Annotated in this window: 7 protein-coding genes; 3 read left to right on the top strand and 4 right to left on the bottom strand. The window is 35.2% G+C overall.

The window, feature by feature from the left end:
* Positions 1–108: 108 nt before the first annotated feature.
* Positions 109–990, top strand: coding sequence for a hypothetical protein (locus tag VXQ92_RS15290; protein WP_005020924.1), 882 nt, complete (start codon positions 109–111; stop codon positions 988–990).
* A gap of 427 nt (positions 991–1417) precedes the next feature.
* Here VXQ92_RS15290 and VXQ92_RS15285 read toward each other — a convergent pair whose 3' ends face one another.
* Both VXQ92_RS15285 and mobQ read right to left on the bottom strand, forming a co-directional pair.
* Positions 1418–1888 (bottom strand): hypothetical protein, encoded by a 471-nt coding sequence (locus VXQ92_RS15285; protein WP_004282225.1) that lies wholly within the window; start codon positions 1886–1888, stop codon positions 1418–1420.
* A complete protein-coding gene (mobQ, locus tag VXQ92_RS15280) occupies positions 1885–2838 on the bottom strand; it encodes a MobQ family relaxase (RefSeq protein WP_151820165.1) in 954 nt (317 codons plus the stop codon). The genes VXQ92_RS15285 and mobQ overlap by 4 nt, the downstream gene beginning before the upstream one ends.
* A gap of 214 nt (positions 2839–3052) precedes the next feature.
* Here mobQ and VXQ92_RS15275 point away from each other — a divergent pair, with 214 nt between their 5' ends.
* Together VXQ92_RS15275 and VXQ92_RS15270 are read left to right on the top strand one after the other, a co-directional pair.
* The gene (locus tag VXQ92_RS15275) at positions 3053–3340 is read left to right on the top strand and encodes a mobilization protein (protein WP_416682369.1); all 288 of its coding nucleotides are present in this window, start codon (positions 3053–3055) and stop codon (positions 3338–3340) included.
* Between the two features lie 2 nt (positions 3341–3342).
* Positions 3343–3654 (top strand): HU family DNA-binding protein, encoded by a 312-nt coding sequence (locus VXQ92_RS15270; RefSeq protein WP_004870952.1) that lies wholly within the window; start codon positions 3343–3345, stop codon positions 3652–3654.
* Here VXQ92_RS15270 and VXQ92_RS15265 read toward each other — a convergent pair.
* The gene (locus VXQ92_RS15265; RefSeq protein WP_151820167.1) at positions 3651–3947 is read right to left on the bottom strand and encodes a hypothetical protein; all 297 of its coding nucleotides are present in this window, start codon (positions 3945–3947) and stop codon (positions 3651–3653) included. The two genes, VXQ92_RS15270 and VXQ92_RS15265, sit on opposite strands and share 4 nt — an antisense overlap.
* Positions 3944–4927 (bottom strand): replication initiation protein RepM, encoded by a 984-nt coding sequence (repM, locus tag VXQ92_RS15260; RefSeq protein ID WP_159373064.1) that lies wholly within the window; start codon positions 4925–4927, stop codon positions 3944–3946. Before repM ends, VXQ92_RS15265 begins: the two co-directional genes overlap by 4 nt.
* Between the last annotated feature and the right edge of the window lie 791 nt (positions 4928–5718).

Genomic DNA, 5718 nt, shown 5'->3' with positions numbered 1-5718 from the left:
ATGTTTAGTTCGTCTGATCACAGATACGTTATAAAGTAGTTTGAGACTTTTTTAAATCCGTCAATGCGTAAGTCCTAACAATTTAAAAAATCACATGGTAGATCATCAATGAATAGGACGCCCCCTAAAAAAGTAATTCAAACTCTTAGACAGGAGGTAGGATTTGGTTGTCCTGTTCCTAATTGTGGAAACCCTTATCTCGAATGGCATCATTTCGATCCGCCTTGGAGTATTGAAAATCATCACAGACCAGAGGGTATGATTGCTCTTTGTACACAGCATCATAAAAATGCTGATAACTATGCTTATACCAATGATCAATTAGTAGAGTTTAAAAAAAATAAGGTTAATTCAGAAAAAGTAAAAGGCAATTTTGAATGGCGGAGAAATAAATTATTAACCGTAGTAGGGGGAAATTTCTACTATGAAACACCTCGCGCACTTGTAATTGATAATTATGATGTAGTTTCTTTAACAAGGGATGAAAGTGGTTATTTACTGCTAAATGTTGAAATGCTTAGTGTGTCTAAGGAAGAGCGTTTAGTAATGAGGAATAACTGCTGGGAAAATATAGGAACTCCTATTGATTTTAAGTGCCCCCCTAGTGGTAAAGAAATTGAAATTAAATATGAAAATGGAGATTTTCTATCAATTAAATTTTATGTCATTAATAATAAAGAATTATTTAAAAAGAATTTTGATATAGAAGCTCCTGATTCCTTAGAATTCCCTCTAACTATTTCTGAAATTAACTTTGAAGTATCTGGTATAGACATAAAAGTTTCACCAAAAGGAACAAACATTCAAACAAATCAATTTATACGAAATTTTTCATATAATTGTGGTGTAGGTATGATGTTGAATTTAGGAATAAAATGGCGTCAAAATTGGAATTTAGTACCAGTTCCTAGTCGTAGAGCAGCCTCATGTCCATGTAATAGTGGTTATAGATATAAACACTGTCATGGAAAAATAGAATTAGGGGGCTAATTTTATTTATAAACCTTCATTTTACATAATGGCGGTTATACGAAATTTAATTATTTTTGCTAAAACACTATTTGAAAATATAAAAACCATAAAAAAATTATGGTTTTTTTTGTATCAACTTGTTTGTTGTCTCTATTTCATTGAATACTTCAAATTTTTTCCGATCATTATTGGATTTAACAACTAGAGTTAAAATAAAAAATATTATTATAAAAGCCAGGAAAATCAAATATATTCTCATTATTAAGTCCACTATTAGTGCTATGAAAGTATGCTTCCTTATGACAAATAGATAGGACATAAAAAATGAAAAGTAAAGCTCGACACTTTGAAATATGGCTTTTGCCATGTTTCAAAGTCGAGCCACTTTGCGACATCCGGTATTGATAAGATTAAGAGAAGAACCGAGCAAAGTACTTACCAGTAATTATTTAGGATCAATCACACAGTAATCTTTATTCGTTCCGTGACAGTCATTTTTCATGATCCGTACACAAGCTTTACCATTACAATTTTTAATATCTAGGTTGTAACTCTGTTCTAACCAAGCTGCTTCTGCTCGACGCTGCTGGATTTCATCAAAACTTGGAATGAATAAAAATATAAAAGACAGGAAAACTAATACCAGACTAAGGAAAATTGCACACAACAAGGCAATAAATCTGTAGTTCAATTTATCGGTGGCTTTATCTAACTCCTGAATACGACCTTGAAGGGCGCGTGTAGCTTCCTGATTTGCGTTATTTAGGGTCTTTTTGCTCTGTTCTAGTACCCCACTAGCTACCTTATTGTAAAACGTCTCTAGTCGCTTGTTATCATCTGCTATAGCTTCCCTGTATTCCTTCATGGATGCCAATAAAATATATAACTGGTCGTCTAAATCGTTTTGATTGCTCATAGGGAAGGCCCATTTCTATTCATGCTTTTGCGTTGTTTCAGCTTCATCGCTTGTTCTTGCTGTAGCTTTAACTGCTTTTTATGTTCCAGTTCTAGGCGTTTAGCTTCCTGATCTTTCTTCCATTGCTCAAAGCCTTTTTCAACACGGTTGAAACCCTGTTCTAAGGTTTGTTCCTTGTGCTGTTGTTTGTATTGGAGCTGTTGATTGTTCTGCTGTTTTATCGTGTCGTTGAAACGGCTAATTTCAGTATCTATGCCCTTTCTGCGCATCTGGGTGACTTTACTGCCTTCATGTATGGTGGCTTGTAGCTGATTACCTTGATCGGCATAACTGCGGTGGTCGATTCTTTCCCGATACCCTGCATATTCCAGAGCATGATTGGCTAAGTTTGCCCAGGTGGCTCGAATCTGTTTAATTTCTTCCTGGCTTGTTCCCATGCCTAAGCTTTTTCTTTTGGTGTTACTTAACTCAATTTCCGATTTTTGAGTGAGGACCAGTTTATTTTCAGTATCTAATTCTGCTTTGCGAGTTGTCAGTAAGATATGTGCATGATGGTTTTTATCATCTCCACCTTTGCTAGGTGCATGAATCGCTAAATCTGCAACCACCCCATAACGGTCTACTAAAGATTGAGCAAACTCTCTTGCTAGTTCTTTTCGCTGTTCTTCATCCAGCTCGTCCGGTAGAGCAATCACCCATTCACGTGCGGTTCGGGCATCTTTCCGATTTTCTGATTTTTCTGCCAGATTCCAAACTTTGCTTCGGTCTAATTCAGTATCCAAGTTAGAAAGAATCTCTGTATACACCACACCTTCTTTTCTCGTGAAGTCGTGCGTTAACCCTGTCCGTTCATCTGTCAATTTTTCTCCTGCACGATAGGCCATAGATGCTACCGCAGTTCGGCCCGAACTTCGGTTAACGGTCTTAGTCGTACAGTGATAAATTGCCATGCCTTAGCCTTGTGATGGTTTTGCTTTTGCTTTTAAAAAATTGCGTAGCAATTTTTTGGGGTTAAGGGGATACCCCTTACGCAAACTTTGACTTGGATGAAATCCAAGTCGTAAGTGCGCATTTCATGAAAAACACGATAGCATATAGCCCGCTTGAATTTCAATTCATAGGGCCTTATGCTTGAGTGGTTTTCTATATCCCGAAATCTGAATCATGACAAAAGCTACTGAAACTCTTGAAAAGAAAATCGAAGCCCAGTTAGAAAAGCTGAAACAGTTAAAGGCTCGTAAACAAGCTATCGAAGCTAGAGAAAAATCAAAGCAAAAAGAGCAGGAAAGAAAGGATGATACTCGACGTAAAATTTTGCTCGGTTCTTATTTAATTAAAAAAATGAATGCCAATGAAGCTAATAAAGAAAAAATACTCGCTGAACTCAACGAGTATTTAACAGAACATAGAGATAGACAACTTTTTGATTTACCAAATGTTGAGGAAAATTGATTATGAATAAAGCCGATTTAATTGCTAAATTAGCACCTAAATTAAATATTAATCAAGACGAAGCAAGAGTTGTTCTTAACTCAGTTCTTGAAGTCATTACAGAAGCCTTAGTTGAAGATAAAAATGTTCGATTAGTTGATTTTGGAACTTTTGAAGTAAAACAACGCGCCGAAAGAATGGGACATAATCCCAAAACTGGCGAAAAACTTAAAATTGAAGCTAAGGAAATTGTTACTTTTAAACAAGGTAAGGCTTTGGGAGAGCAATTTATTGTTAAGCCAAAGCAAAAAAGTAAAGCTAAGAAGAAAGCCTAATTTTTCTTAGCTCTTTGTTTTTCTTGTTCGGCTTTATACTCTGGAATTAGCTCATTTAAGATCTTTTGGATATTTTCTATATCTTTGATCTGCAAATTATCCCGATAGTAAATTAAGTCCTCTATTTTGCTTTCTACCTGTATTTTTTCGGTAGGTTCGGCTTTTTTTGATATTCGGGATAATAGGAAGATATAACCGCATATATTTTCCCTCGCAATTTCATAATTAACGATGTCGAGGTATTCAGCTTGAGTGCCTTGAAATTCTTCTAATAGGTTAGTTAATTTCATCATGCTTGAAACCCTGCTTTCTTTAAACATGGGTAAAGCTCTCTGAATTTTTCAGGCTCTAAAAGCATGTCAGCGATACGAATAGCAAATTGCTGAAAGCTCTCCGTACCTTGTGAATATTTACTCATTTCGGGCATTTCAGACATTTTATTTGCAAATAAGTGGCGTTGTGGATCGCTCAATTTTATAAAAAAATCGGGGCTACTACGATTTTGCTTGGATATTATTTTTTTTGAGATTTTATCTACTTTAGGCTTAAATTTGAATGAAAAACCTATAATTGTCCGCCCTTGCTTATGTTGCTCGTATTTAATCATATAGTCTGAATGTTGATTCACTTGCTCCACAGCCACATCTAGGACTCGCAACTTAAAGTTAGAAATAATTTTATATTGCTTAGGTTCTACACCTAATTGCCCTCGTAATTGTTCTATTTCAATAAATGGAATATGTCCTACATTTTTCCATTTCATTAGGAGTTCAAACAATCGAGTAGCGTAGGTACTGGTAAAGTCGGTAGTTTGTGATAAGTAATAGCTTGTGAAATATTCTTTTGAATTAGCAACCAATAGGACAACATCACTGGTAAGTTGGAAGTGTAATAAACCCTCTGATTCTGTATAACCGATCTTTTGTACCCATCGTGATTTCATAACGGTTGGTATATCGCAATCTCTTAGTTTTTTGGGACGTTTAAAGGTGTATTCCTTACCAAATTCCAAGCCATATAAGGTGTATGAGAAATAGCGTAAAAACAACCGTTCTGATGCTTCTTTTAATGCTCGATAAGCTACTGAACCGTCAACCTTAAATTGTTCAGCATATTCCCCTGCATGTATGGTCAGAACTGTATCACTGGTGATTTCTTGGTGCTGATTATTAGCTTTGACCAAAGCCAATCCAATTAAGCGTTGTTCTACTAAGCTCAAGGTATAACTTGCATCAATCAGCGCATTATTTTTAACAACTAAATCATTTGCCATTTTTTATACATACATTCTTTTTAGTTGTAATTATATTACATAGATTAAATACGTATAGCAATACTGCATAAACGTATAGATAAGACTGCATAAACGTATAGATAAGACTGCATAAACGTATAGATAAGACTGCATAAACGTATAGATATAGCAGTATAAGCCATTGATTATTAATATGAATAAGTAGTCTAAAATTATAAAATTATAAAATTATTAAAAAGAGGGGAGTACTAAAAACTGCCCTATGTACTCGCTAAAGCTCGTACTCTATTGAAGCTCGTTCCTCGCTTCGTGGGGCAGTTTTTGGTTAATCCTGTTTGTGAAATCTAAAAGCAAAAGCATTGGTAATGTATTCGCTTCGCTCATACTTTTTGAAAAGCAAAAGCTCCAAAGTTCGCACCCATTCGGGATGCTCTGTATCTTTCGTTATGAAGCAAAAGGGAGCTTGTAATCAGGGAAAAGGCAGGGGCGAAATTTTAATGCCAGGTGGTCGCTCGTAGACACTCGCTCGGCTATTACTGGAAGAAGTTTAATAATTAAAATATCTAATCAAAACCGTGGAACAATGATCAAATAGTAAGCGTGGAACATAAAAAATAGAAAAGTTGCCGCCTTGTTGCTCTATGATTCAAGGCGGCAATCTCTAATATAATGATCTTGAAGGAAAAAACAGTTGTATTTCGTATAAGGTGTATTATGTTAATTTTAGACAATTAGGACTTACGCACTATTATTTATAGATTTTCTGTGGCAGCAGATGATTCTTATCGAGAATAAATTCATCAATAAAG

The organism is Acinetobacter sp. 228 (assembly GCF_048147885.1).
Note: the sequence above shows the minus strand (reverse complement) of the source record. Positions and strands in the feature narration are given on the sequence as shown.